Source organism: Kosakonia beeri (assembly GCF_054165705.1).
Genome location: NZ_CM135106.1, coordinates 4,527,490 through 4,552,325, shown reverse-complemented (window position 1 = coordinate 4,552,325; position 24,836 = coordinate 4,527,490). Strand labels below are relative to the sequence as shown.

Genomic DNA, 24,836 nt, shown 5'->3' with positions numbered 1-24,836 from the left:
TGTCAAAATATGCCCCCCGCGAGAGATCTCTGGAACCAGCTTCGCAGCTATCAATAAGCCATATGGAAATGGTACACTCGCGCGTTTACACTACTAAGAAACGTTTTCAGGAGACACGATCATGGCCAGCAGAGGCGTAAACAAGGTGATTCTCGTCGGTAATCTGGGCCAGGACCCGGAAGTACGCTATATGCCGAGTGGTGGCGCAGTGGCCAACATTACGCTGGCTACTTCCGAATCCTGGCGTGACAAGCAGACCGGTGAAACCAAAGAGCAGACTGAATGGCACCGTGTTGTGCTGTTTGGCAAACTGGCCGAAGTCGCGGGTGAATACCTGCGTAAAGGTTCTCAGGTATATATCGAAGGCCAGCTGCGTACCCGCAAATGGACCGATCAATCCGGTCAGGAAAAATACACCACTGAAGTGGTGGTTAACGTTGGCGGTACGATGCAAATGCTGGGTGGTCGCCAGGGCGGCGGTGCACCGGCAGGCGGCGGCCAGCAGCAGGGCGGCTGGGGCCAGCCTCAACAGCCGCAGGGCGGCAACCAGTTCAGCGGCGGCGCGCAGTCTCGCCCGCAGCAGCAATCTGCCCCGGCTCCGTCTAACGAACCGCCGATGGATTTCGACGACGACATTCCGTTCTGATTTTATCCATCAGACAACACAAACCCCGCTATGCGGGGTTTTTTATTGTCGCTGCTACATTCCTTACAGGCAGGGATGGATTGTCACGATGCAGTGCGTTGCCGGCCATAAAAATGTAGCAACAGGGCAGAGATGAACGCCGTCGCGCCACCGGCAGCCAGCACACTGTATGCCACATCCCAGCGGCGGCTGGCATCCATTGCCATGCCAAATGAGAGCGGGGCAAGCGAGCCAATACCGAACCCCAGCAACGAACGCAGCCCCATGATCCGCCCCAGCACGGGAGCGGGTACATTGTCGGCAATGGCCGCTGAGAGCACGCCGGAATCGCCGAGAATAAAAAAGCTCGCTATAAAAGCCAGCCACAGCGTCCAGCCCACCCCCCAACTCACTGACCATCCCAGCAACAAAGAGCACACTGCACCGATCCCGCCGATAAAGATCAATATGATAGAACGGTCAAAATAGTCTGAAATTGTGCCAACGATAAGTGTGGCAAACATCCCCGCCAGATGCACAACCACTGCCACGATAAACCCGGCGATGAGGGGCGAAAAAGAGAAAGGTTGTAAGACCTGAACTAGGAGGGCTGGCGTCCACGCCCAGTTTCCCAGTAATTCCCAGCAGTGGGCGATGTAACCGACGAGCAGTAAAAATGCGCCACCTTTGAGTGCATAGCCTTTTGCTGGAACATAACATGGTGCGAAAACCGGGGTTCGCGCATCGAACGAGGCGAGCGCCAGCGTGCCGGATAACGCGCCGATAAATGCGCCTACCGCGCACAGGTAAAACACTGCAGATGCTCCCCAGCGCAATGCGCTCCAGCCGGAGAGAAACACCGAAAGCAGGTATCCCAGCGACCCGGCGGCAAGGATCATGCCCAGCGCATAGCCGCGCTTTGGCGCGCGGTTCATCTTTATTGCCAGCAGCATGGCGGGCGTGTAAGCACCGCCCTGGGTCAGGCCGACAAAGGCCATCATCAACAGGGCGCTGGCATACGAGTCGGCAAAAAGAGCAAACAGCAATAATGCGATGCAGCCCAGCCATGAAAAAAGCAGGTAAATTTTGCGTGCGCCATGCGTGTCACTCAACCAGGAGGTCACCAATAACGCGCCCGCGTTAGTAAGACTGAACACTGTCTGTATGCTTCCGGCGTCGGTCGCATTCAGTTGCCACTCGCGGCTAAAAACCGGCAATGCACCGGCAAAAGCCATTGTACCAAGGCAGGTACCCACTCGACTGATACATAACGCGTGAAAGGGTTTCATTTTTGGCCACACCGGATCTCACTGAATAGCACATGGTAAGAACGGCTTCCGGGGCGTGACAAACGATCATTTTTCTTAAGGTTGGTTGAGCTAAAATCAACCAATGAAAAGATTACTCTCTCTACCCCATCTTCCGTCATTCGAAGCGGCGGCGCGGCTGGAAAGTTTCAGTGCTGCGGCAGAAGAACTGTTCCTGACCACTGGCGCAGTGAGCCGACACATTCGTAGCCTGGAGGCGAAGTTAGGTGTGGCGCTGTTTTATCGCGGGCACCGGTACGTCCGGTTGACGCAAGCTGGCGTGGTCTTTTCCCGAGTGGCGTCGCGTCTCTTGCAAGAGCTCGCGGCAGCGGAACAGGCCGTAACAGCGCATGCCCGCTCGCACATCCTGGTAGTGCAAAGCCTGCCAACGTTTGCCATGCACTGGCTGATGCCCAGGCTGGCGGCGTTTAATGAGGCACATCCGGATATCTCGGTGGAGGTCACAACCGGTATGGGCGCGGTGAACCGCAGCGCGCTTTTCGATGTGGCGATCCGCCGCGATCCGGCTCATTTTACCGGGCTGAAAGCGATCCCTTTTCTGCAGGAACACAGCGTGCTGGTTTGCAGCCAGGCTTATCTGCAACAGCACGCTGTACGTGCAGCGGATGATCTTCGCGGGCATACCATGATCCATATCCGGGCGCGGGAAGATTTGTGGCAGTACTGGCTGGACGCTCATCGGGTAAGGCTCGATCCTGATGTGCAGCCGATCACGCTCGATCAAACGTTCGCTGCCATCCAGGCCGCGGAAGATGGCCTCGGCCTGGCCGTGATCCCGCATCTGTTTTGCGCCCGGCATCTTGCCGCAGGGCGTCTGGTTTCACCTTTTCCGCAGCAAAAAATAAAAACCGGCAATTATTTCCTGCTGCCCGGCGAGCGGGACGATGACACGGTCAGAACCTTTATTGACTGGCTGACCTGTTATGGCGAATAAAACGAAAAAACCCCGCCAGGCGGGGTTTTGCAGAAGATAAGACACAGCGTTTATTTCGACACATCCGCACCGAAGTATTTCTGAGAAATACGTTCGTAGGTGCCGTCGGCCTTGATCTCTTCCAGCGCTTTATCGATAGCGGCTTTCAGTTCCGGATTGTTTTTACGGATCAGCACGCCGGATTTTTCCGCGTTATCTTCCGTCGCGACGATTTTTACTGGCGCTGACGGTTTGTGTTTTTTGAAGTCCAGGTAAGAGAGGTTGTCGTTAATGGTGGCGTCAGCACGCCCCTGGACAACCAGATCAATAGACTGGTTGAAACCATCGGTCGGTACAATTTCAGCGCCGTATTTACGGGCGATCTGCGCGTAATTACTGGTCAGCGAATGGGCAGATTTTTTGCCTTTCAGATCGTCAAAGCTCTTGATGCTGCTGTTTTTGTCGTTGACGATCAGTACGGCTTTGGAGGCAATGTACGGCTCGGAGAAGTCATATTTTTTCTGGCGCGCTTCCGTAATACCGACCTGGTTAATCACTGCGTCATAACGGTTGGCGTCAATACCTGCAATCAGTCCATCCCATTTGCCTTCAATAAACTGGGCTTTCACTTTCAGGCGCTTAGCCACTTCCTGGCCGATTTCAACGTCAAACCCTTCCAGCGTGCCGGACGCGTTATGGAAGGTGAACGGAGGATAAGTGCCTTCGGTACCTATTTTCAGAACCCCGGCGGACTGGATTTTTGCCAGATCGTCCTGCGCCAGCGCCGCGTGGGCAAAACCAAGCTGCATAACCCCGGCAATAACGAGTGTTGCGAGTGCTTTCATCTAAATCTACCCCTATTGATTGTTATTGGTTGGCCCCGATTTCCGGGAGCGCTGTGCTTAAAGAGGCGATAAATTCCGCGGTACGCGGCTTTTTCGCATGAGAAAAAAGATCGTTGGCCGTGCCGGATTCGACAATTTCCCCGGCTTCCAGGAACACGACTTGGCTGGCGATATTGGACGCCAGGCGCAGATCGTGGGTCGCCATGATCATGGTCGTACCTTCCTGCGCCAGCTGGCGTAAAACGGCCACCACTTCGCCGGATAACTCCGGATCGAGCGCGGAGGTGGGTTCATCACATAACAGCACCGCCGGTGAAGGCGCAAGGGCGCGGGCGATGGCTACGCGTTGTTGTTGACCGCCGGATAAGGTATTGGGCAATGCGTCACGTTTATGCAGCATATCCACTTTGGTCAGCAACTCCTCGCCACGCTGGCGCGCGCGTTCTCGCTCCCACTTGTGCACGGTGATCAGCCCCTCCGTAATATTGTCGAGGACGGTCATATGCGGAAACAGCGCGAAGTTCTGAAACACCATACCTGTCTGACGACTGATACGGCGAATATCCTGACCTTTGATACGCGCATTCGGCGTAAAGGCGATGCGTTCAGCACCGATGGTCAGCTCGCCAGACTGCGGGATTTCCAGCAAATTAATGCAACGTAAAAGCGTGCTTTTGCCGCTGCCGGAAGGCCCAATCAGCGTGGTCACTGTGCCTTCCTGAATGGTCAAATTGATATCCTTCAGGACACGGTGGCCGTCAAAGCTTTTTTCAATGTGGGAGAGTGTTATCACTGACGGCTCCTTTAGGTGTCGTACCCGCTAATTTCTGCTCAAGCTTGTTTTGCAAATGAGACAGCACCGAACTGAAGAACAAATAGATGACGGCGGCTTCGCTATAAAGGATCAACGGTTCATAGGTGACGGCGGCAATCTGCTGCGCGGAAAGGAACATCTCCGGTACCGTAATCACGGATGCCAGTGAGGTATCTTTCACCAAAGAGATAAAGGTGTTAGAGAGTGGCGGAACGGCAATACGCGCGGCCTGCGGGAGGATGATACGGCGTAAAGATTGTGCCCAGGTCATGCTGATTGAGTGCGCCGCTTCCCATTGCGCCTTAGGCACGGCCAGCAGCGTCGCCCTGATCACTTCAGAGGTATAAGCGCCGATGTTGACGGTGAAACCAATCACCGCAGCCGGAAAAGCATCAATGGTGATGCCGGCACTGGGCAGGGCATAAAAAATCAGGAACAACTGCACCAGCAGCGGCGTACCGCGGATCAGCCAAACGTAAAACCGAACGATCGGCTTTAAAAAACCCGGCCCGTACAGGCGCAGCAGCGCCACCACAAACCCGAGCGTGAGGCCAAGGACAAACGAAATCAGGGTGAGGGGAATGGTGAACTTCAGACCAGCGGAAAGCATTGGCCAGAATGAATCAATCGCTAAGGGTAACCATGTTGGCACTGCACACCTTCCGAACAGAGCGTGTTGCCAGAAGTCGCTGGCAAAGTGTTCATTATAAGCCCAGTTAATAATTCTGGTCTCGCATTAGTGCGGATTATATGCCCTGCACCGTGGGCGAAAACGAATATATCTGAATAACCATATACTAAAATGCGCTAAGCAATACTTTTTTGCTACAAGCGACACGTTGTGATGACCCGGGCGGTGAAAAGCGGCATATCACCGGCCACCGCTGAGGATGAGTGTTGGAGTGGCAAGTCATTGCGCTTGTTTATATACGTTTATTTTTGGCAAATAAATAATGCTAACCCTTCATCGCTTCTAAAATAACGTGAGTAATTATTTAACTGTTCGGCGAAATATAACGACAAACCACAGAATATATCATGCGTTGAAAGTATGTCGGCTGAATCGAATAACCTGGAAACCATAAAACGAGCGTGGTAATAATCACCGCTTTGATTTGCAATAAGTTATTATTTATCCAGGAAAATAAGATAAATCTCATCTATCATCAAGTACAGATTTCAATGCCATGCGGGTAATATTACTTTTAAAAATCAGCGCCCGGGAATAATACCCCCGCATTTAACTTTTCTTTTTCATAATACCCTGCGCTGCTTACGTGTGGAGACTGGTTTTCTCCCGGATTATTCGCCTCTGCTATAAAGGAACTCGTATGGTTAACCGGATAACCGTTCAGTCATCCGCCGGGAGTGATGCTCTCTTATTCTGGATGTTTAAAGGAGAAGAGCAGCTCTCTACGCCATTTCGTTTTCAGGTCGATTTGCTGAGCAAAGACTTCAGCCTCGATCGGCAAGCGTTGCTCGGCCAGGACATGACCGTGGTCATCCCCGGTGTGCTGGGCACTGAACGCTATCTCACCGGCAAAATTACGGCGGTTTCAGTGCGTTCCGAAGCGCTGGAAGGTACACGCTACGCGGTGTATCAAACGACGCTCGAGCCGGATTTCTGGCCGATGATGCGTGACCGTAACTTTCGTATCTTCCAGCAGCAGCGCGTGCCGGATATCGCAAAGAAACTGTTTTCTGAGTACAACGTCAAGATTGAAGACAAACTCACCCGCAGCTATCGGCAGTGGGATTACAGCGTGCAGTATGCGGAAAGCAGTTTCCACTTTATAAGCCGCCTGCTGGAACTGGAAGGCATCAGTTATGTGTTTCGTCACAGTAAGGACGGCCACACGCTGGTGCTGATGGATGATTACTCGCAGGCGGAAGCGTTCCCCGGATATGAAACGATTCCCTGGCATGCGCAAGCGAGCGGCGGCGCAGTCAATGAAGAGGGCATCAGCCAGTTGATGGCGCGGCATGTCGTGACGCCGGGGCTTTACAGCACCGATGATTATGACTTCCGCAAACCCCATGCCTGGATGCTGCAAACGCTACAAAACCCGGTTTCCCCCACACCAGGGAAAATCGATGTCTATGACTGGCCAGGGCGCTTTGTTGAACATGGCGACGGCGAATCGTATGCACGCATCCGCCAGCAGTCCTGGCAGGCAGAGCAGCAGCAAACGCAGGGAACGGCGACGGCCACCGGGATTGCGCCAGGGCATACCTTCACGTTGACACAGTCTCCCAACGCCGCCGACAACGCAAAGTGGCTTGTTGTCGGCGCACGCTATGAGTTTGAAGAAAATCAGTATGCCTCGGGCGATGCCGCCACGGCGAAACACCGTATCGATTTTACCGTGATCCCGGCGACAACGCCGTTCCGCCCGGCAATGTCCACCGACTGGCCACGCACTTATGGGCCGCAGACGGCGCGGGTTGTCGGGCCGAAAGGGGAATCGATCTGGACGGATAAATACGGTCGCGTGAAGGTGAAATTCCACTGGGATCGCGAAAGCCAGGGGGACGAGAATAGCTCTTGCTGGGTACGCGTCTCCAGCGCGTGGGCAGGTCAGGGATATGGCGGGGTGCAGATCCCACGTGTGGGTGATGAAGTGGTGGTGGATTTTATTAACGGTGAGCCGGACCGCCCAATCATTATTGGCCGGGTATATAACGAAGCCAGCATGCCGCCCTGGGCGCTACCGGCCGCGGCTACACAAATGGGGTTTATGAGCCGCTCGAAAGATGGCTCGCCGGATAATGCCAACGCCCTGCGTTTTGAAGATAAACCCGGCGAAGAGCAATTGTGGCTGCACGCTGAGCGCAATATGGACACTGAAGTCGAAAATGACGAAACGCATGATGTGGGCAGCAACCGCACCAAAACCGTTGGTAAAGACGAAACCAGCCATATCAAACAGAACCGCACCCGCACGGTAGATGGCAACGAGACAGTTACCGTGGGGCAGGATCGCAGCAAAACCATTAATGGCAATGAAACCACCACGGTGCAGTTAAACCGTACCGAAAGCGTGAAAGGCAATGAAACTCTCAGCGTGGAGCAAAACCGCGACGAAACCATTACCGGTAATCACACCACCACGGTGAAAAGTAACAATACCGGCACGGTGCAGGGGAACCAGACGTTAACGGTGGTGCAGGATCGTACCCGTACCGTGCAAGGGAACGAAACGGTCAACATTCAGCAGAACCGGACTGTGAATGTCACGGGTAACCAGACGCTTGACGTTACCGGCAATCGCAATGTAACGGTGCACAGCAGCGAAGTACGCACCGTGACGCAAAAGCAGGATGTGAGCATTGGTGCCGGGCGTACGCTGAGTATTACCGGCGGCGATACCCGTTTTACCCAAGGCAGCGTGGCGGACAGCGCCACCGATACGTTCCGCATTAATGTGGGCGAAAGCGGCATTCTGATTGGTAATGGCAGCGTTGAAATCACCGCAGGCGGATCGACGATCACGATCAATGCCGCCGGGGTAATGGTCAATGGCAAGAAAATTGAGCTTAACGCCTGACAGAGAATGCCGATGAGCAAAGCGAAAAACCCAACCGAAAAAGTGATGGCAGAGCTGGAGTTAAGTTGGCTGGATGCCAGCGAGCAGGCGGCGCAAACCCGGCTGTTTATCTGGAGGGTTCCGGCCCAGGGGGAGTCCCTGCTGGACGGTTTTATCGCGCTGCAACAGCATCCACAAGGACGCACATTGCCGGATTTGTTCCTCGGGTTGCATACGCCTTTCGAAACGGGGTTCGGTTACAGCGAGGCGCTGGGGCGTGAATTTGTCGAACATTACGAAGCGACGGAAGGTGCCGCGCCCTGGCATGCCGACGCATACCTGCCGTGTTATTCCCCCGGCCAACTGAGCCAGCTTTTGCAAGGATTTACCGACAGCTTTGCCGATGATCTTCGCTATCTGGTGCTGGTGCTGAAACCCTCCGGCGTGAGTGATGAAAGCGCCCTGATGCGCTGGTTTAACGGCTGGCTGGAGCAGGGAGAAAGTGCGCCGCGTCTGCTGTTAATTGATACCGTTGAACAACCGGTGTGGCAGCCCTTATACGAGGCGCACCCGCAGCGGGTGAAACTGATTGTCGATGAGATCGATGGCATGAAAGTGATGCACCAGACCGCGCAGCAACAAACCGATCCGGATGGCGATCGTTTACTGTTCCGCCGCTACCTGGCAGACGCCATGCTCCTGCTGGAAAAAGGCACTGCTGCACAGGTGGCTGAGCGCGGAAGCCTGGCGCTGGCGCTGGCCCGGCGGCGCGGCTGGGCCGATCAGCAAGCGATGATGCATAACCTGATCGCCGGCGGCTGGCTGAAAGGCCATGACCACGCGCAGGCGGTAGAACACTACCGGCAGGCGCAAAACGTCTCGGGTGAGATAGCTGACCCGGTGCTGAAAGGGCAGTTGCGTACGCAGAGTACCTTTGGCGAGGCCGGCGCCTGGTTTGCGAAAAAAGCGTATCTGCAGGCGGCAAAAAGCTATCGTCAGGCGGCGCTGGAGGCGCAGGCGATCCCGCATCCGGTCTTTGAGACAGAAGGGTGGCGCATGTCCGGGTTCTGCCTGTGGCTGGCTGGCCACCGTCCCACGGCGATGGAAGAGTACGCCCGCGCAGTGAAGGCGGCGGAAAAAGTGCCGCTCCCCGAACGCGGGCAGACGACTTTACCGCTGGTGTTGCAGGATTTGTTGCGCATCCATGATAAACGGCGCACGGAGGCTATTGAAGCCTGTGCCATGCGCTGGCAGAGCGAAAAACAGCGCCTCGTCCAACACGCGGAAGCATGTTTGCCCCCGAGGCCTGGAATTGAGCAGGTGAAACAGGTCGAGAGCCGCCTGCAATTGCAGCTTGAAGCTGCTTTTACTGTTATCCGCGAAGAGCGTGAAAACTTGATCCGCCGCGGAGATGAGAGTTTTCGCCGCGTTATCCGGCTGGCACGGGAGAAATTGCACCCGCACTGGAATGGTCTGCCGGATATCGCTCATCCCTTCGATGCGCCCCCAGGTGAGTGGCAAAGCCTGCCTGCGTGGAGCGACACCGATACCTCGTTATCTGAAAATGCAGGAAGCAACCCGTTATGAAGACCCGCATTATTATCATTGTTGTTGTCACGCTGCTCGCGCTGCTGTTTTTGAGCATCTCCGATAGCGATCTCGCCACCGAGATCCGCACTTTCCTGCGCGCCTTGTTGCGTGCCATGTTCTGAGGCGAGACTGATGCACTCCGGCGCTCACTTCGATCCGCAGCTAGGGCTGGATATCCATACCTACCCGTGGCCGCTGCCAACGCCACATATCGGCATTGTTTTTGACGTGTTCGATTATTTGCCGCTGCTGGGTACAACGGTGCATGTCAATAGCATTAAACGCGCCAGCGCGGGAACCGGTGGCATTGCGGTGCATATTCCGGTGGGGGGAGCGTGGATCCCGCCGCTGCGTGCGCCGGGCGGCCCGCAGATTGAAGATGAGTTGTTTATGGGCAGTAAAACCGTTTCTGTAGACGGTGAGCCTTTCTCCCGCATCGGCATGCCGGTGCTGAGCTGTAATATTCTCGGCCTGATCCCGCCGTTTCGGCTGAAACGCGCCGCCAGGCCGAAACCGCTTTCCCTGACATTGCCGCTGACCTTTAACCTGGCTATCCCCAACAATGTGATTGTCGGTGGGCCACCAACCATTAACCTGATGGCGCTGCTGCTGCGCGCCGGGTTAAGCGGTCTGGGAAAGGGCTTTAAAAAGCTGAAGAAAACGCCGCAATGGCGACTCTTTATGCGCCGTTTCCGTAAACTTCGCCAAAAACTGTTCCGCAACATGGATCCCGGCTTCTTAAAATGCCGGGTATTGCGCGCCGAACCGGTCGATATTCGTGATGGCAGTGTCAGCCTGGAGCAACAGGACTTTTTGCTACCGGGGCGCCTGCCACTGGCATGGACCCGCACTTACTCCTCAGCCGACCTGCACGAAGAGGGGATGTGCGGCCACGGCTGGTCGACGCCAGCGGATATCCGTCTGCAGGTAATGGCGGAGGATGGCATTGCCATACTGACGCAACCGGAGGGCATAACATTATTTGCCGGGCTGCCACAGGCAGACGGACGTGAGCAGGGTATTTCCGGCCTGCCGGACGGCAGCCGTTTGTGGCGGGAAACCGTCAATGGTGAAGTACTGTGGCAGGTTGCACAGGAGAGCGGCCCACAACTGCAGTTTAGCGGCAAATACGGGGCATTACCGATCCGCCAACTCGTCGATCGTAACGGTAATGGCTGGCGCTTTGAGTGGAACGGCAGCGAACTGCTGCAAATTCGCGAATTTACCTGCCAGGGATTGACCGGCCGTGAAATCCTCGTTACCCAGGAAAACCAACGCTTGCTCGCGCTGCGCCTGCGGAATGCGCTGGAGGGTGAAGTCACACCGCTGACCCGCTACGAGTATGACGACGAAGGGCAACTGAGTGCGGAGATTGATGCCCTGTCGCATCCGCGCCGTTTCTCTTACCAGCAGCATCATATGGTCAGTCATATTGATCGTAACGGGCAGGGTTTTCACTATCAGTACAACGACGCCTGGCAGGTTGTGCATGCGTGGGGCGATGGCGGCGTGTGGGATTATCACTTTGCGTATCACGATCTGCTCAACGAAGTGGAAGTGACGGATTCGCTGGGCAATATCTCACGCATCACCTTTGACGAAAACGGCCTGCCGGTATCGGAAATCGATCCACTGGGTGGCAACACTGTGTTTAGGTATGACGAGTTCGGTCGTACGCTTGAACTGATTGAGCCGGACGGCAGCACCCATCGTTGGGAATATGACGAGCTGGGACGTATGACCGCCGAGTATATGCCGGACGGAAGCGTGATTCAGGCGGCGTATGATGCGTTTGGCGAGCTACTGGCGTTGACCGATGAGAAAGGGGCCATCTGGCGTTCCGAGTACGATGCGAACGGGAATCAGGTTGCCAGTACGGACCCGACGGGTGTCACGGCGCGTTATCTCTATGATCGCTACGGGCAGCTTATTGAGGCGCAGGAACCGGGCTCGCTGTCGGGTTGCTATCACTATGACCGTTTCGGTTTTGTACAATCGGCAAGCCCCGGCGGCGCGGGCACCATCCGTTTCCGCTATTCGGTGCGCGGCACACTGCTTGAGCGTATTGACGCGGACGGAGGAAGCACCCGCTACCACTGGGATAGCAAAGACCGGCTGGTGGCGACGGTTAATCCGGCGGGCGGTGAAGTGCGTATCGTCTACGACAGGGAAGACAATCCACTCCACGTGACCGATGAACAGGGCAACGTGACCCGTTTTCGTTATAACGGCACCGGCATGCTGACCGCCAGTGAAACGCCGGATGGGGCGACGTTTGGTTACCACTATGACCCGGAAGATCGGCTACTGGCGGTGATTAATCAAAACGGTCAGCGCTGGCAACTGACCCGCGATGCCCTTGGACGGGTAACCTCGGAATGCGATTACTGGGGGCAGCTGACGCGTTACGGCTGGGACAAGGCAGGTCGCCTGGTCAGCCGTGAAGACGCGCTCGGACGTGAAGTACGCTATGGCTATGATAAAGCCGGGCGATTAAGTGAACGGCGCAGCGGCGATACGCTACAGGCGAAATATCACTATGATCCTTGTGGGCGCATGGTGTTATGCGAAAACCCCTGGCGACGGCTGGCATGGCGTTATGACGATGCCGGGCGGTTGTTGCAGGAAGAGCAGGACGGTTTCCAGCTGCGTTACGGTTACAACGCGCGCGGGCTGCTGGTCTCACGCGACAGTGACAGCGGCCATCAGGTGCGTTATGAGCGTGATGAGTATGACCGCCTGGCGCAGGTGCAACTCAACGATGATGCGCCCATTATTTTCGCCTACGATGCGAGCGGGCGTAGGATCAGCGAGCAACTGTCCGGACAGGTGACGCGTCATTTCAATTACGATCGCTTTGGTCGGCTTACCTCGCAGCAGGTGCTGCAAAACGCGTTGCCGCTGTTTTCCCGCGGTTTTTCCTACGATCGCGCGAACAACCTGACGTTGCGCGAAGATAGCCAGTGGGGAAACGATCGGTACGCGTATGATCCGATTGGCCGGTTAACGGCGCATACCTCACCGGATGGCGTGCTGCGGCAGTTTGTGCAGGAGGCAACAGGGAGCCCGTTGCAGACCAAAACACGCAGTGTCAACGACAGTGCAGGCGGCTGGTTCCGCGAAGGCACCCGTCATGGCGTCCGTTATGTGTTTGACCGCGCAGGAGAACTGCGCCAGCGTCGTCCTGTGCAGGACGAGGGCGAAAAAGAAGATTTTACCTGGGATGATCACCGCCAGCTTATTGCGGTGCGCAAAGGTGACAGCCTGGTGCGCTATGGTTATGACGGGCTTGGGCGGCGAGTATTTAAACAGACCGCCACATCAACGCACTGGTTCTACTGGCAGGGTGATGCGCTGGCGGGCGAAACCGTTACCACTACGCAAGAACCGCTGGCGGCGTTGAGCATTTTCGATACCGGCGGTAGGTTAAAACGGCAGAAAGCGCAGGCGCCCTTATTCAGCCGCATGCGTGAATACATCTACTACCCCGGCAGCTTCCGGCCGCTGGCGCTGCTGACACAGGAAGGAGGGGCAAAACAGAGCTGGCACTATCACTGCGACCCGAACGGTGCGCCAGTCCGGCTGACCTCGCCTGCCGGGGACATCGTCTGGGCAGAGAACACGGGTGCCTGGGGCGAAAAGGGGCAGGTTTATGCTAACCGCATTGATAACCCGCTGCGCTTCCAGGGCCAGTATTATGATACGGAAACCGGGTTGCACTATAACCGTTACCGCTATTATGATCCGGCAATTGCCGCCTACATCAGCCAGGATCCGATAGGGCTAAAAGGCGGAATAAACACCTATGCTTATGTTCATAACCCCTTTGGTTATATCGATCCTTTAGGATTAACGGAATGTGATGTCGCAAAAACCAGAGATCTGGCTGCGACAGTCAGCGATAAATTTAAAGCGATCTTTAAATGCGATAAATTTGCCAAAGCGTTAAAAACCAAAATGCAACAAGCAGGAATACATGGTGAGCATCTGATCGTCGAAACGCCGAATAAACAAGGTTTCTTTGGTAATATCTGGAGTGATAGAGCCGGTACCAATATTGCCACCAATGGTCACCACGAAGCAATCAGAGTCGGAGATACAGTTTTTGATAATATGAACCCAACGGGTGTAAAATATGAAGATTGGCGAAATGATCTGTTCTCTCCTGGCGGTGATTTGGATGTTACTCCATTAAGGTTTTGATTATGAACGATATTATTAAACTGATTGATATGATAGAGAAAAGGCCTGCTTTATATTTAAGTCGGCATACGATTTCGGCGTTAAAAGCTTTCCTGGATGGTTGGCAAATGAGAGAACCGACGGGAATCGTCAATATTGAAACGTTAGTAAACTTTCAATCGTATATTGAAGAGTATTATGAAGTGACAGGGCACTCATGGGATAAGATTATTTTATTATTTTCACAAGATGAGCATGATGCGCTAAATAATTTTTTCAAGCGATATAATGAAATGAAGAAGTAATGTACTGCCGGGAGTCGTAATCTCCCGGTGTTATTTTTTAATTATCCAGAAATATCACCAGTGGTTTCTTTTATGGATTGCTTCATCTGACAGATTTTCAGGTGGATAAGGTATGTAAAAATTGTTAAATATCAATTTGTTATTATGTGTTTGATGCGTGTTGCGATTTAAATGGAAATAACGTACATATCAATGCCTTGCATGGCTTTTACGCGAGTTTATTCGATAACAGGAAATCTGAATGAAAAAAGTAAACATACTGGCTCATATTGATAATTCTCAAAGTGAATGTATTATTGGCCGAATTGGTGGAAATATTCCTCAATACTTTACTGATAAACTCTCTGAAATCGAAGGACTTAAATTTTATATCAATTTCCAACATCCGGAAAATTCGCAGTTGTTTATTTCTATTTTTGTTCCGCAAGAATATGATGTGTTGTTGGAGAATAATATTTACCCTGCCTGCGCAGTAAAAGTTTTTGTTCATCCCTATACCGGTGAAAGTACCAATAAAAACTATACAATAGAACGTATTAATCAATCATATATTATTGGTTTTAATGAAAGAGAAACAGACGACTTCGGATTTATCACCAAAAGCGAACATCCAAAATTGATTCAGGATGAAGAGTGTTATTATAAGAATCTTAAACACGATGATTATCAGTTCTTCGTGCAGATCGATGAAGACTTTTATCCACCCGATGTCATCGACGGTGATTATATATTTGGCTATGGTGCCTTATACTTATATAAAAATAAAACGGATGAATCTATCGTAGCCGGTTTCTGGCAATATTCATAATCAACGCCTTTGCAAACCAAACTATCGTCCGGTAGCTGGAAAGGTGAGGTGGCTTATGGCCTTTCTGGATGTCAATATTGAAGTGTGTTAATGTTTTACAGAAATTAATGGATGTTTACTATGCCAATCGATAAAGACGAAAATAGTATTGTCCTTATTAAAAGAAAGAACCAAATATACTGGTTTGCGGCTTTCAAAACGTGTTGGGTATTAGACCGAATAAACTGGGTTAATGACTTTATAAAACACGGGGTTTTTGGCGTAAAAACCTATGATCACCAGGAGCGTTACCATCTGCCCATTGTTAATGAAGATAACGCAGATAACTTTATGTCATTACTCATCAATGACGGCTATTTAATAGACAAAGACGTATTAAGTGACGAATTTTACAGAAGGCTCTCACCGGATACGACCTGGTGGGACATTCATGATCTGATGCCCGACCTGTTTATCGATTTTGATACCAGAACGCTGTATGCGCAATTTGTTGAAAATATGCATTATGAGCGCTATGTCCCGGAGGGCTGGTCGGGCACGATAATCGATTTCTGTTCTTCCGGGTTGTTACCGCCGAGCGAGATGTTCTGGGTCAAAGGGGATAAGGATCACCGACAGCGGATAATCGCAAAAGGATAAAGGGTTATTTTTGGGATATTTTTTTCTTTATTGTGAAGAGAGTAAACTTTTATTCTAATCAGGAATGATAGTGGAGCGATTGAACCCAATATGATGATGCTATTAAAAAATATCTGAGTGAAATGTTTATTACTGGTTCAGACCCGGTGCGTTGAACAGAATAAATCCGGCGGCGAGAGCAAGAGAGGACAACTGACAACAGCGTAGTTAAAGAACTCTTGCTTACTGTGTACTTTGTATTGGCAGGTTAATTTATCTTAAGTCTTATTTCATGACTACCTTTCCCTGTGTCATTTTTTTGATTATTTCAGCAAATGATGCTAAATAATTAGCAAGGTTGGCTCAGGTGGGATGCGTTATCTTGAATAATCGTTAAATGCCCTATTATAGGCTGTTAATCCTTTCCCTGAAATATTACATGTTGTCGTAACGCGTTGCGGTCGATATAACTTCAGGCAGACCGTGTTGATGCGTAACATGTTGCGCTGTCTAATTTAGGATAAGTGATTTTTACGTTTTAACGACGTGGGTGCAAATAAGAATTTGCCTGATTTCATTCACCCCTGACAACCGACAATATGACTTGCTGATTTACCCCTATCATTCAATTAATAAGGAGTCGCTCCTGTGCGAGATTTATACGACATAGACCCTGCCTTAGGCAGTGCAATCGATAAGATTGTTGAAGAAGGGGATGACGCACGGCAGGGCGGTGACATGGATGGGGCGGTTTCTTTATATCAGAAAGCCTGGGCGTTAGTGCCGGAACCGAAAACCGACTGGATGATGCCCTCTTTGTGGATCATCTCAAGCTTTTGCTCTGCCTGGTTCGATAAAGGTGATTTTGAAAAAGCCAAAGTCTGGGCAGAAATGCTGCTGGGGCTTAAAAGCGACAGGGACACGGCGCCGGCGGTCATCATGGGCATGGTGTGTTATGAGCTTCAACAGTACGAGGAAGCTTACGCTCATTTCCACGCGGCTTACGGTTACGCAAAAACGCAGGCGTTTTTGGGACGTGATAAAAAATACCTCGCCTTTTACCAGGCGGAGCGCAAAAAAAGTAAGCTATGACGTTGATAAACCGTGTTATACGCTGACGAGTGAGACGATATGTTGACGAAAAATCGCCAATACAGCCTGGCGGAGATTATCCATTGGATAAACGAGACTGACTGCCAGGATGACAACTTTTGTCTTTATGGCACCGGGGAGAAACTGACGGCAGAGGGGATCTATCTGTTTGCTGGTTACCCGCAGGTGGAGGACGATACGGAAATTTACCCCCCGGCGGTAATCGAAAATGAACTGGAGTACCTTTATTCAGGTGAAGATGCCACCAGTGTCATTATGTTGGTTAACCGCCAGAAACCGGGTGCCTCGCTGGACGAGTATATCCGGGCGCTAAACTATTATTACGAAAATGATAATTTTCTCGATGTAAACTAAACAAGAACGTCTTGTTTGTCCTTATAATAACGCTGGCAATATTTTCTATCGTAAGTGTATTGCCTGGTGATGACGTGTTAATTACTGCAACAGCTCTCTGCTGGCGACGCAATATATCCTTTCTCAGAAAGCTCACAGTTATTTAGCCTTGTATGGGTGACTATTAGCGTACATATCAATAAGCTCAATAAAATCTCTATATCTGTATATGCGTGCCATTACGTATTTTCGTTTTTTTACATTTGGACTTTTTTTACTATTTTAATACCATAATAGGAATTTCCTTAAGTATGTATTTTTCCAGACAGTGCTAGTAGTAAAAGTTCCCGCATAAAACCTGCCAGGCCAACCACTGACAATAAGGGAGTCGCACTGTGAACACATTAAAACCGCTGCTGGCCAGAAATCGGAGTTGGGCGCTGTTGAAACTTCAAAGCGATCCACACTATTTTGAACAACATCTTCATCAACAACAGCCGCACTCTTTATGGATTGGTTGTTCTGATAGCCGTGTTCCTGCAGAAGTGCTCACCGGCTCTCATCCCGGTGAATTATTCGTTCATCGCAATATCGCTAATATGGTCGACCCAACGGACGATAACTTTATGAGCGTGTTGCAATACGCTCTGCATTATCTGAAGGTGCACCGCATCGTGCTGTGCGGTCATTACGGTTGCGGTGGCGTTCAGGCGGCCCTGCAACTGCCGCAAATACCCCTCGCACAGGAATCTTCCGCGCTGGCGCGGCGCATTACGTTGTTGCGCGATGTCCTCGGCCAGAAAATCGATGGTGCCGCATTCCCCAGTACGCCTGACGCAGAAACGTTGAACCAGCTGGTCGAAGACAACGTAAAAATCCAGTTTTCACGCCTGGTGCAAACAGCGCCGGTGCTGGATGTCTGGCGTAGCCAGCGAGAACTCAATATTTATGGCTGTGTTTATGACCTGGCCACCGGTCATCTGAAGACCCTTGTGGAGAAAACTGCGGAGGCAAGCACATGAAGAACAATACGTTACGCCAGGACACGCTGGCAGGTGTCGTCGTCTTCCTTGTGGCCTTACCGTTGTGTCTGGGGATCGCTCAGGCCAGCGGTTTACCTCCCTTTGTCGGCCTGCTGACCGGCATCATTGGCGGATTACTGGTAACGGCCCTTAGCCCATCCCGCTTTGCGGTAAGCGGCCCTGCGGCAGGGTTAGTCACCATTGTTGTGGCTTCGGTAGAAACACTGGGATCGTTCTCAGCCTTTTTGTTCGCGCTGGTACTGGCAGGCGTGTTGCAATTCGCGATGGGCCTGCTGCGTGCCGGGCGCTTTATTGCCCTTGTTCCGGGTAGTGTGATCAAGGGGATGCTGGCAGCCATTGGTTTGCTGCTGATTATGCAGCAGATCCCGGTGGCCTTCGGCGTGGTAGAAGAGAGCAGTTTGCGTGCGTTGTTCAGCGGCGATTTCACCTTCTCGATGACCTCGTTTGCCGTGGCGGCGGCGGGCTTGCTACTGCTGTGGTGTTGGGACTTAACGGCCATTAAGCGGCTCAAAAGTCTGAGTTGGATCCCGGGGCCGCTGGTGGCCGTGGTGCTGGGCAGCGCCGTGGTGTTAACGCTGATCGTTGCCGCCCCGCACCTGCTACCGTCGCTACCGCGTATTACGTTGCCTGCGTTCGGCTCCTTTGGCGATCTGCTGGCCGAGCTGGATGGGCCGGACTGGCAGGCGTGGCAGAACCCGGCGGTCTACACCGTCGCCATTACCCTGGCGCTGGTAGCCAGCCTCGAAACGCTGTTGAGCCAGGAAGCGCTGAAAAAACTGCGCCCGCAGAACCCGCAGCCCTCGCCAAACAAAGAGCTGGTCGCGCAAGGCGCGGGGAACCTGCTTTCCGGTCTGGTTGGGGCTATGCCGATCACCGCGGTGATTGTGCGTAGTTCGGTGAATGTCAGCAACGGGGCGCAATCGAAATTCTCCGTCTTGTTGCACGGTGTGCTGTTGCTGGTATGCGGGTTGTGGTTTGGCGGCTTTTTGTCGGTGATCCCGCTGGCAAGTCTTGCCGCCGTGCTCATTTACACCGGTTATAAGCTGGCGACACCGCGCCTGTTTATTGCGCAGTTTCGCGCCGGGCCGCAGCAATATGTGCCTTTCCTCACTACAGTGGTCGGGATCATTGCGTTTGGCATGCTGGTCGGTATCGGTCTGGGGCTGGTGATGCAAATTGCGCTGAGTATTTACCACAGTCACCGCAATGCATTGCAACTCGCCCGTTTTGACGATCACTATGTGCTGCGCATTCACCAGAACCTGACCTTTCTGCACAACCCACGTTTGCAGACGTTACTGGCCAGGATCCCCGAGCGCAGCGTGGTGATTGTGGAGCATGACAATGCTGACTATTTCGACCCGGATGTGAAAGCGGTCTTGCGCGACTTTGCCGAAAGCGCGCCGCGGCGCGGTATTCACCTGAATCAGTGGCCCGCGACGTAAAACTGTCGGGCAAGCGCTCGCTGCGGCGGGCGCAACCTGCCATGCTTAAACCTGTATCACTGGGGAGGGCGGCGTATGCTGAGCAACTTTTTCCAACAGCTTCCGGATGCCGGACAGGCGGAGGACGCGGAGGTTTTTGACGATCTGTTATCGCGCCCTGGGGTGAAAATCGAGCGCATTATCTCTACCGGGCAGGCCAGTCCGCCCGATTTTTGGTACTGCCAGCCGCAGGCGGAGTGGGTGCTGATTGTTCAGGGAGCTGCGGGTTTACAACTGGAAGGGGAAACCACAGAGCGTGTGTTGCAGGTTGGGGATTTTGTGAATATCCCGGCGCAGTGCCGCCACCGGGTTAACTGGACACAGGCCGAACCGCCAACCCTCTGGCTGGCGGTACATTATGCCTGAGCGGATCACCTCACTCGTCTGGCAGCAATAGCGGCTGTAAACGCTGCCAGACAGCCGGACTGGCGGCCCAGGCATTATTGCCCTGCGTCAGCCCGTTATTGGCAAGAAAGTCATTATGCATTCCGCCGGCGGCTTTAATGATGGCCAGCCCGGCCAGCGCATCCCAGCTGTGCAGATGTGCCTCAAAGTAGCCATGCACCTGGCCTGCGGCAACGTGGGCCAGCATCAGCGCGCCAGCGCCAAAACGACGATGTTCGACACCCTGTTCAAACAGCATTTCAATGGTACGGGTATAGTCCCGCGGCGCGGTACGGCTGGAGCGCCCCAGCCCGAGCACGATCGCGTCCGGTTCAGGATCGCGGATTGTTAATCGCTCGTCGTTTAAAAACGCCCCTTTTCCGGCTTCGGCAAAGAAAAACTCGTTGCGATCGGGGGCATAAATCACGCCCAGGACAATGTCATTGTTTCTGACATACGCCACGGAAATGCACCAGTAATCCATACCGAGAATAAAGTTTGTAGTGCCATCAATCGGATCGATGACCCACACCCCCTCGCTGCCGGGCTCCAGCCCGCGCTCTTCACCGAGCAAACCGTCCTGCGGGCGTTGGGTTTTCAGCCACGCGCGCAGTTCTGTTTCGACATACACATCCGCCTGGGAAACAAAATCCTGGCGGCCTTTTTGTTCAATGGTCAGCCCGCTATCGCGAAGCTGTTTCGCCTCCTGACCGAGACGTCGAATCAACGCACAAAGCGCGTGGGTAAACTGTTCTGTCATATCCGGACTCTTAGCCAATGCGTGGTGATGTTTGTCGATGAACCAGCTCTACCTTAACCCACTCCACGCGGGAAGGCTGCAGTGGGTTTTTCGCCCGCTCCAGCAGACGCGTGAGCGCCCGGCGGGAGATTTCTGCAACGTCCTGATGCAGCGTCGTAAGCTGGTAACTGAACTGACCGCTTTGCGGTGTATTGTCAAAGCCAATCAAATGAAAATCCTGCGGCGCCTTTTTACCGCGCTGGCGCATACCGTCGAGGAAGCCGCAGGCAAGCTGCGCATTAGCGCAGAAGATGCCATGCGGAAGAGCCTCGTCGCACTCCTGCGCTGCCTGAAAACCCCCTTCGTAACCCTCTTCGCAGGCGGTAATGGCGTGCACATGTAACGCGGTATCAACGCCCAGCTGTTGCAGCGCCTGGTAAAACGCCTCGCCACGCATTATCCCTGCCCAGGTCGAGCCCTGATTGTTCAGCCAGCCAAATCGCCGGCAGCCTGAGCGAAAAAGCTGTTCGGCGGCCAGGCGCGCGCCAGCATCGTTGTCCGAGCAGACAAAATCAACCAATGGGATATCCGGATGGCGGTTAATGCCCACAACCGGGATCTGCTGGCTAACGCATTCGTTAACCAGCGCTTCGGGGGGTTTGCCGGAAGTGACGACGACCCCGGAAACACGAAACTGAGTAAAGCGGCGCAGGGTAGGGGCCAGATCCTGTTCGCCGGTGATTTCCGTCACCAGCGCCTGGTAACCACGGCGTTGGATCTCGTGCAGTAACCCTTCCAGCAGGCTGCTACGAAACGGATCGCCAATACGCGAAACGATCACGCCGATCAAATGGCTGCGCTGACGATTAAGCCCCTGAGCGAGAAAATTGACCTGGTAGCCCAGCTCTTGTGCCGCGCGCAGGACTTTCTCTTTCGTCGCCGGGGAGATGCTGCCGTTGCTGCTTAACGCGCGTGAGACGACCGCGCGCGATACCCCGGCGCGCCTGGCGACGTCTTCGGCGGTGACAGCGGCCTTGCGTGTCGTGGGGCTCACGCGTGCTCCTCCGTGCAATGGCTGAGATCAATCACCATCCCATCCTGGCAGAGAAATAACCCCGGGTATACCGCACATGCCTGCGCCAGGGCTTCGCGTGCCGCGTCATTGCAGTGGTAGAGGCCAAGGCGCGGCAAATGAAGCTGGTCACGCAACGCCAGGCAGCCTGGAAGATCGCCGTGCGAGGCATCAGCAGGCAGTGCGGTCAGCGAGGCACACTCCTGAAACGCCACATCTGCGCGGTGCATCAGCGCAATGCTTTCCGGGGTCGGGCGGCCATCACCACTGTAGAACAGCGTGCGTTCATCCGCGTCAATGCGCAGCGCAAGGTTGGGTATTTCATGGTGCGTAAAAGCCGTGCGGATGCGCCAGCCCTGCCAGTGAAAGTCGGGCTCACTGTCGCGCCACTCAATACCAAAACAGAGATCGCTGTTGGGCCAGTTGGCAAGCCTGGCCAGCTGCATCAGTACGGCGCGCTGTTCGCGCTGCGACCAAATTATCAGGGGCTTACGGCGACCGAAGCTCTTCCAGTGATTCAGCAGAGCGGTCAGGCCGGTGCAGTGATCCGGGTGAACGTGGGTGAAGTAGATGGCATCAATATCGTTAACGTCACCGCGCCGTTGCCAGAGTGCGCGGGGTATGGTTGGGCCACAGTCGATTAACCACCGCTGCTGATGGTTGTCGGTCACACAGATAGCCGAGGTGTTGTGTTGCAATGAGAACGCACTGCCGCAGCCCAAAACATCTATTTTCATTTGGCCTCACCAAATTTATTGATGACTTAATCAAATTGTCACAAATAGACGACAAAGTAGGCTCACATAATGTCGGCGCAAAGTTGCATTTTTTTTACAAATAAATGAACACGTGTTCATCGGTGAAAAAATGCCGGAAAAAAGGATCGCCTGTGAGTTATTTGCAAATTGAAAAGCTAAAAATTGGCTATGGCGAAAACATCGTCCTGCACGGTATTGATTTAGCGGTCGCGAAGGGGGAAATGATCGCTCTTCTTGGCCCGTCCGGTTGCGGAAAAACCACATTACTCAACGCGTTATGTGGGTTCATAGACGTACGATCGGGTAATGTTGCGATTGATGGTCGTGATATTACCCGGCTCACACCAGAGCAGCGAAATATCACCATGGTATTTCAAAGTTATGCACTATGGCCGCACTTCACTGTCGCGCAAAATATCGGCTATGGCTTGAAAGTTCGCCGCTGGAAAAAAGATGCTATCCAACAACGGGTGCAGGAATTATTAAAAATCGTCAACCTCGAGGGATATGCGGATAAAAAAGTTACCGCGCTTTCCGGGGGCCAACGTCAACGTGTGGCGCTGGCACGTGCGCTGGCAATTGAACCAGATGTGCTGGTGCTGGATGAGCCGTTATCGAATTTGGACGCCAAAGTCCGCCTTAACGTTCGCCATGAAATCAAAGCCCTGCAAAAACGACTCGGTTTTACCTCGCTGATTGTGACGCACGATCAGCAAGAAGCGCTGGTAATGGCCGATCGGATCGCCGTGTTGAATCACGGCCGAATCGAGCAAATCGGCACGCCGGAGGATATTTACCATCGCCCTGCAACGCCGTTTGTGGCGGATTTTATGGGCGCTGATAACTGCATTACCCACCCGGACGCACCGAATAAAACGATTTGGTTTCGCAGTTCGGATGTCACTTTGCATGGCTTACCGCAGCCGGAAGCCTCGGGACTATTGCTGCAGGGCGTGGTGCTGGAGAGCGCTTTCCTGGGGCATCAATATCGCCATAGCGTGCGCTGCGATGGACACATTTTACTGGCTGATTCACCGCAGTTCCGCCCGGCGAACGCGCCGGTAGTGCTGCATGTGCCTGAGTCTGCTTTGCATGTTTTTGAAACCGCTTTGTAATGCCAACTGACACACACTTTTCCTGGGGATACATCATGTCCGTAAATAAGAAACTTGCTGCAATAACCGCGCTCTGTCTGGGTTATGGCGTGACGGCCGCCAGCGCCGAAACGGTACTTAACGTCGCAACGGCGGGCGATCAGAATATGGTGGATTATGTCAAAACCTGGCTGGGGCCGAAATTTGAAGCCACCCATCCAGGGGTGAAAGTGCAGGTAGTAGGAACCGGGCCCGGGGATGCCGGGTCGAATAAAATTATCGAGAAGTTAACAGCGCAGCAGCAGAGCGGTGCCAAAAGCTGGGACATTGATGTGGCGGTTGTGCATCAGGCTGCGGGTGGGCAGCTGGTAGAGAAAGGGCTGCTGGAGAAGTACCGCCAGACGATTAATACCGGGTCAATGGTCACTGCGGATAATGCCAAAAATGCCCTCGGCGTGAATGTTGACGGCTATGTGATGCCCATGTTTTTAAGCCAGACGGCGATCGCCTTTAACAGTGACCTGATCAAAACGCCGCCGACATCCTATGACGAACTGGTGCAGTGGGCGCAGAAAAACCCAAAAGCTTTTGGTTACAACGGCATTAAGAATGGCATGTCCGGGGTGAGCTTTGTCGTGGGCTGGATATATGCCTACGGCACGGACGCGGCGCGTTTGTCGGCGTTGCCTTACGATAAAAGCGTGGAAAAAACATGGGATCAGGCATGGAGCAAACTGAAAGCCTTTAATCAGAATGTCACCTTTACGCCGGGTAATGCCGGAACGCTCGATATGCTGAGCCGGGGTGAAATCACGATGGGGCCAGTATGGGTGGATATGTTCTACAGCTGGAAAGACCAGGGCAAGTTGCCGCCGTCGATTAAACTGACGCTGATCTCCCCCGGCATGCCTGGCCAGCCGATGTATTACGTGGTGCCAGCACATGCGGCCCAGGCAAAACTGGCGCAGGACTTTATTGCGCTGGCCACCAGTCCGGAAGTTCAGGCTCAGGGGATCGTCAAACAATTTAACTGGTATCCAGGTATCGATGCTCAGTACGTAAAAGACAAGCTGGATGCTGCAACATGGCAGAAGCTGTTTGCTGAAATTTCGCCGGATGATTTGGCGAAAAATGGTAAAAGCTTCCCAATTAGTCAGTACTTTAACGATATCAAAGAAGGCTACGAGAGCCAGGTATCTAACTGATTAGCGTGGGTGCCCGGTCACTTTATGGCCGGGCATTTTTTTTGTGACGACTCAGG

The 24,836-nt window shown here is 53.3% G+C and carries 23 protein-coding genes; 16 read left to right on the top strand and 7 right to left on the bottom strand.

Features of this window, described 5'->3' with window-relative positions; all coding sequences use genetic code 11:
* Positions 1–121 precede the first annotated feature (121 nt).
* Positions 122–646: a single-stranded DNA-binding protein SSB1 gene (ssb1, locus tag ACUY4S_RS21550; RefSeq protein WP_017459456.1), complete on the top strand. Its 525-nt coding sequence runs from the start codon at positions 122–124 to the stop codon at positions 644–646.
* Between the two features lie 83 nt (positions 647–729).
* On the opposite strand, the gene ACUY4S_RS21545 is transcribed toward ssb1, so the two are convergent.
* Entirely contained in the window at positions 730–1,914 is a 1,185-nt protein-coding gene (locus tag ACUY4S_RS21545) for an MFS transporter (RefSeq protein WP_458022780.1), read from the bottom strand.
* Between the two features lie 103 nt (positions 1,915–2,017).
* Here ACUY4S_RS21545 and ACUY4S_RS21540 point away from each other — a divergent pair, with 103 nt between their 5' ends.
* Positions 2,018–2,887: a LysR substrate-binding domain-containing protein gene (locus ACUY4S_RS21540; RefSeq protein WP_312690398.1), complete on the top strand. Its 870-nt coding sequence runs from the start codon at positions 2,018–2,020 to the stop codon at positions 2,885–2,887.
* Between the two features lie 50 nt (positions 2,888–2,937).
* Here the strand turns inward: ACUY4S_RS21540 and ACUY4S_RS21535 are convergent, their stop codons facing one another.
* From ACUY4S_RS21535 to ACUY4S_RS21525, 3 genes are read right to left on the bottom strand one after another with little or no spacing between them, the layout of a single operon-like run.
* Positions 2,938–3,711: an amino acid ABC transporter substrate-binding protein gene (locus ACUY4S_RS21535; protein WP_312690396.1), complete on the bottom strand. Its 774-nt coding sequence runs from the start codon at positions 3,709–3,711 to the stop codon at positions 2,938–2,940.
* Between the two features lie 22 nt (positions 3,712–3,733).
* Positions 3,734–4,504, bottom strand: a complete 771-nt coding sequence (locus ACUY4S_RS21530) for an amino acid ABC transporter ATP-binding protein (RefSeq protein ID WP_458022782.1) — start codon at positions 4,502–4,504, stop codon at positions 3,734–3,736.
* A complete protein-coding gene (locus tag ACUY4S_RS21525) occupies positions 4,482–5,177 on the bottom strand; it encodes an amino acid ABC transporter permease (protein ID WP_312690392.1) in 696 nt (231 codons plus the stop codon). The genes ACUY4S_RS21530 and ACUY4S_RS21525 overlap by 23 nt, the downstream gene beginning before the upstream one ends.
* A 679-nt stretch (positions 5,178–5,856) precedes the next feature.
* Here ACUY4S_RS21525 and ACUY4S_RS21520 point away from each other — a divergent pair.
* The 12 genes from ACUY4S_RS21520 (at position 5,857) to ACUY4S_RS21465 (ending at position 19,894) form a co-directional block, all read left to right on the top strand.
* Positions 5,857–8,073 (top strand): type VI secretion system Vgr family protein, encoded by a 2,217-nt coding sequence (locus ACUY4S_RS21520; RefSeq protein ID WP_312690390.1) that lies wholly within the window; start codon positions 5,857–5,859, stop codon positions 8,071–8,073.
* Positions 8,074–8,085: 12 nt separating this feature from the next.
* Complete coding sequence (locus ACUY4S_RS21515) at positions 8,086–9,639, top strand: hypothetical protein (protein ID WP_458022784.1); 1,554 nt, start codon at positions 8,086–8,088, stop codon at positions 9,637–9,639.
* Entirely contained in the window at positions 9,636–9,764 is a 129-nt protein-coding gene (locus ACUY4S_RS21510) for a hypothetical protein (protein WP_312690386.1), read from the top strand. The genes ACUY4S_RS21515 and ACUY4S_RS21510 overlap by 4 nt, the downstream gene beginning before the upstream one ends.
* Before the next feature lie 10 nt (positions 9,765–9,774).
* Entirely contained in the window at positions 9,775–13,845 is a 4,071-nt protein-coding gene (locus tag ACUY4S_RS21505; protein ID WP_458022785.1) for an RHS repeat-associated core domain-containing protein, read from the top strand.
* A gap of 2 nt (positions 13,846–13,847) precedes the next feature.
* Positions 13,848–14,129, top strand: coding sequence for a hypothetical protein (locus tag ACUY4S_RS21500; RefSeq protein WP_312690382.1), 282 nt, complete (start codon positions 13,848–13,850; stop codon positions 14,127–14,129).
* A 241-nt stretch (positions 14,130–14,370) separates the two neighbouring features.
* A complete protein-coding gene (locus tag ACUY4S_RS21495) occupies positions 14,371–14,937 on the top strand; it encodes a hypothetical protein (protein WP_458022787.1) in 567 nt (188 codons plus the stop codon).
* Positions 14,938–15,057: 120 nt separating this feature from the next.
* On the top strand, positions 15,058–15,576 hold the full coding sequence (locus ACUY4S_RS21490; protein ID WP_458022789.1) for a hypothetical protein: 519 nt from the start codon (positions 15,058–15,060) through the stop codon (positions 15,574–15,576).
* Positions 15,577–16,203: 627 nt separating this feature from the next.
* On the top strand, positions 16,204–16,647 hold the full coding sequence (locus ACUY4S_RS21485; RefSeq protein ID WP_312690376.1) for a hypothetical protein: 444 nt from the start codon (positions 16,204–16,206) through the stop codon (positions 16,645–16,647).
* Positions 16,648–16,686: 39 nt separating this feature from the next.
* The gene (locus tag ACUY4S_RS21480) at positions 16,687–17,022 is read left to right on the top strand and encodes a DUF7716 domain-containing protein (protein WP_458022791.1); all 336 of its coding nucleotides are present in this window, start codon (positions 16,687–16,689) and stop codon (positions 17,020–17,022) included.
* Positions 17,023–17,396: 374 nt separating this feature from the next.
* Positions 17,397–18,023, top strand: a complete 627-nt coding sequence (locus tag ACUY4S_RS21475; protein WP_458022793.1) for a carbonic anhydrase — start codon at positions 17,397–17,399, stop codon at positions 18,021–18,023.
* Positions 18,020–19,489 (top strand): SulP family inorganic anion transporter, encoded by a 1,470-nt coding sequence (locus ACUY4S_RS21470; RefSeq protein WP_458022795.1) that lies wholly within the window; start codon positions 18,020–18,022, stop codon positions 19,487–19,489. Before ACUY4S_RS21475 ends, ACUY4S_RS21470 begins: the two co-directional genes overlap by 4 nt.
* A gap of 75 nt (positions 19,490–19,564) precedes the next feature.
* A complete protein-coding gene (locus ACUY4S_RS21465) occupies positions 19,565–19,894 on the top strand; it encodes a cupin domain-containing protein (protein WP_312690369.1) in 330 nt (109 codons plus the stop codon).
* A 10-nt stretch (positions 19,895–19,904) separates the two neighbouring features.
* On the opposite strand, the gene ACUY4S_RS21460 is transcribed toward ACUY4S_RS21465, so the two are convergent.
* Genes ACUY4S_RS21460 through ACUY4S_RS21450 form a run of 3 tightly spaced genes read right to left on the bottom strand, consistent with a single transcriptional unit; the run spans position 19,905 to position 22,460 of the window.
* Complete coding sequence (locus tag ACUY4S_RS21460; protein ID WP_458022797.1) at positions 19,905–20,672, bottom strand: inositol monophosphatase family protein; 768 nt, start codon at positions 20,670–20,672, stop codon at positions 19,905–19,907.
* Between the two features lie 10 nt (positions 20,673–20,682).
* On the bottom strand, positions 20,683–21,705 hold the full coding sequence (locus tag ACUY4S_RS21455; RefSeq protein ID WP_312690365.1) for a LacI family DNA-binding transcriptional regulator: 1,023 nt from the start codon (positions 21,703–21,705) through the stop codon (positions 20,683–20,685).
* Positions 21,702–22,460 (bottom strand): MBL fold metallo-hydrolase, encoded by a 759-nt coding sequence (locus ACUY4S_RS21450; protein WP_458022799.1) that lies wholly within the window; start codon positions 22,458–22,460, stop codon positions 21,702–21,704. The genes ACUY4S_RS21455 and ACUY4S_RS21450 overlap by 4 nt, the downstream gene beginning before the upstream one ends.
* 152 nt (positions 22,461–22,612) lie before the next feature.
* Between ACUY4S_RS21450 and ACUY4S_RS21445 the strand changes: the two genes are divergently transcribed.
* Both ACUY4S_RS21445 and ACUY4S_RS21440 read left to right on the top strand, forming a co-directional pair.
* Positions 22,613–23,596, top strand: coding sequence for an ABC transporter ATP-binding protein (locus ACUY4S_RS21445; protein ID WP_458022801.1), 984 nt, complete (start codon positions 22,613–22,615; stop codon positions 23,594–23,596).
* A gap of 35 nt (positions 23,597–23,631) precedes the next feature.
* On the top strand, positions 23,632–24,780 hold the full coding sequence (locus tag ACUY4S_RS21440) for an ABC transporter substrate-binding protein (protein WP_458022803.1): 1,149 nt from the start codon (positions 23,632–23,634) through the stop codon (positions 24,778–24,780).
* Positions 24,781–24,836 lie beyond the last annotated feature (56 nt).

Coding starts and splice junctions, on each gene's coding strand:
- ssb1 (WP_017459456.1), top strand. CDS start 122: ATGGCCAGCAGAGGCGTAAACAAGGTGATTCTCGTCGGTAATCTGGGC.
- ACUY4S_RS21545 (WP_458022780.1), bottom strand. CDS start 1,914: ATGAAACCCTTTCACGCGTTATGTATCAGTCGAGTGGGTACCTGCCTT.
- ACUY4S_RS21540 (WP_312690398.1), top strand. CDS start 2,018: ATGAAAAGATTACTCTCTCTACCCCATCTTCCGTCATTCGAAGCGGCG.
- ACUY4S_RS21535 (WP_312690396.1), bottom strand. CDS start 3,711: ATGAAAGCACTCGCAACACTCGTTATTGCCGGGGTTATGCAGCTTGGT.
- ACUY4S_RS21520 (WP_312690390.1), top strand. CDS start 5,857: ATGGTTAACCGGATAACCGTTCAGTCATCCGCCGGGAGTGATGCTCTC.
- ACUY4S_RS21515 (WP_458022784.1), top strand. CDS start 8,086: ATGAGCAAAGCGAAAAACCCAACCGAAAAAGTGATGGCAGAGCTGGAG.
- ACUY4S_RS21510 (WP_312690386.1), top strand. CDS start 9,636: ATGAAGACCCGCATTATTATCATTGTTGTTGTCACGCTGCTCGCGCTG.
- ACUY4S_RS21505 (WP_458022785.1), top strand. CDS start 9,775: ATGCACTCCGGCGCTCACTTCGATCCGCAGCTAGGGCTGGATATCCAT.
- ACUY4S_RS21500 (WP_312690382.1), top strand. CDS start 13,848: ATGAACGATATTATTAAACTGATTGATATGATAGAGAAAAGGCCTGCT.
- ACUY4S_RS21495 (WP_458022787.1), top strand. CDS start 14,371: ATGAAAAAAGTAAACATACTGGCTCATATTGATAATTCTCAAAGTGAA.
- ACUY4S_RS21490 (WP_458022789.1), top strand. CDS start 15,058: ATGCCAATCGATAAAGACGAAAATAGTATTGTCCTTATTAAAAGAAAG.
- ACUY4S_RS21480 (WP_458022791.1), top strand. CDS start 16,687: ATGTTGACGAAAAATCGCCAATACAGCCTGGCGGAGATTATCCATTGG.
- ACUY4S_RS21470 (WP_458022795.1), top strand. CDS start 18,020: ATGAAGAACAATACGTTACGCCAGGACACGCTGGCAGGTGTCGTCGTC.
- ACUY4S_RS21465 (WP_312690369.1), top strand. CDS start 19,565: ATGCTGAGCAACTTTTTCCAACAGCTTCCGGATGCCGGACAGGCGGAG.
- ACUY4S_RS21460 (WP_458022797.1), bottom strand. CDS start 20,672: ATGACAGAACAGTTTACCCACGCGCTTTGTGCGTTGATTCGACGTCTC.
- ACUY4S_RS21450 (WP_458022799.1), bottom strand. CDS start 22,460: ATGAAAATAGATGTTTTGGGCTGCGGCAGTGCGTTCTCATTGCAACAC.
- ACUY4S_RS21440 (WP_458022803.1), top strand. CDS start 23,632: ATGTCCGTAAATAAGAAACTTGCTGCAATAACCGCGCTCTGTCTGGGT.